The organism is Mitsuaria sp. TWR114, from assembly GCF_007997345.1.
On sequence record NZ_VOSR01000804.1, the window covers coordinates 1 to 865 of the forward strand.

The window sequence follows — 865 nt, forward strand, 5'->3', positions numbered from 1 at the left end:
CAGCGCCAGCAGGAAGGCCTGGCGGTTCTCGGCGCGGGCGAACTCGTAGCCGTAGTCACGCTGGCGGGCCAGCACATGGTCGCCGACCCGCAACGGCTGGGCGGCGACGGCCTGCTTGGGCACGTAGAGGAAGAAATCGGTACCGCCTTCGGCGCGCACCGGCTGCAGGTGCAGGCGCGTCGTGTCGGCGCGGCCGGCGGCATCTTCGACGGCGAGGACCTTGTATTCGCCTTCGGCGACCTTGCGGTCCTTGCTGGAGCTGTCGCTCGACTGGCCGATCGAATCGGACAGCTGCTTCGACGACACCGAGCCGGCGCTGGAGGCCGAGGTGACCAGGCTGTCGGCGCGGGCGGGCGTGGTGATGAGGGCAGTGGCCGCGGCGGCGGCGGCAAGGGCGAGGGAAAGGCGGGAGAAGCGGGGGAAGCTGTGGCGCATAAGACCGTCCATGGGCAAGTCGGACCAGCCGCGGAAGCAGCCGGACGGCGCAAGCATAGGCGAACGCGCGGAATCAGGTGTTCGGGGCGGCGCACTTCTCGAACACCTCGCGCGCGGCGCTCAATTGGTCGTCCAGCTCCGAGGCGGACAGGCTGGCCTGAAGGTGATAGTCCGCGTCGACCGTCGACGGAACTGGTCTTCGAGGAGTTGCCCGAGCCGCCGGGACCGCTCCGCCAGCACGGAGTCGCACTCGACATCCGGTGTCTGCAGCCGGGCGATCAGTTGCCGATGGACGCCGCCCCGCGTCCGCGCGGGGCTCATGGCAGGCAGCGAGCGCTCCCAGCGCAGGCAACGGTGATAGGCGGCGTAGTAGACGCGCGAGATGGCGGAGCGACGCCCGGCCTCGTCGCGGGCCTCGCCGGCCAGGCCC

Annotated in this window: 1 protein-coding gene and 1 pseudogene; both read right to left on the bottom strand. The window is 70.9% G+C overall.

Annotated elements, in window-relative coordinates:
- On the bottom strand, window positions 1-435 hold a 435-nt coding region (locus tag FUT87_RS24400), incomplete at its 3' end, for a hypothetical protein (RefSeq protein WP_186830738.1).
- 120 nt (window positions 436-555) lie between these two features.
- A pseudogene (locus FUT87_RS30060) lies at window positions 556-865 on the bottom strand (hypothetical protein); the annotation flags it as partial.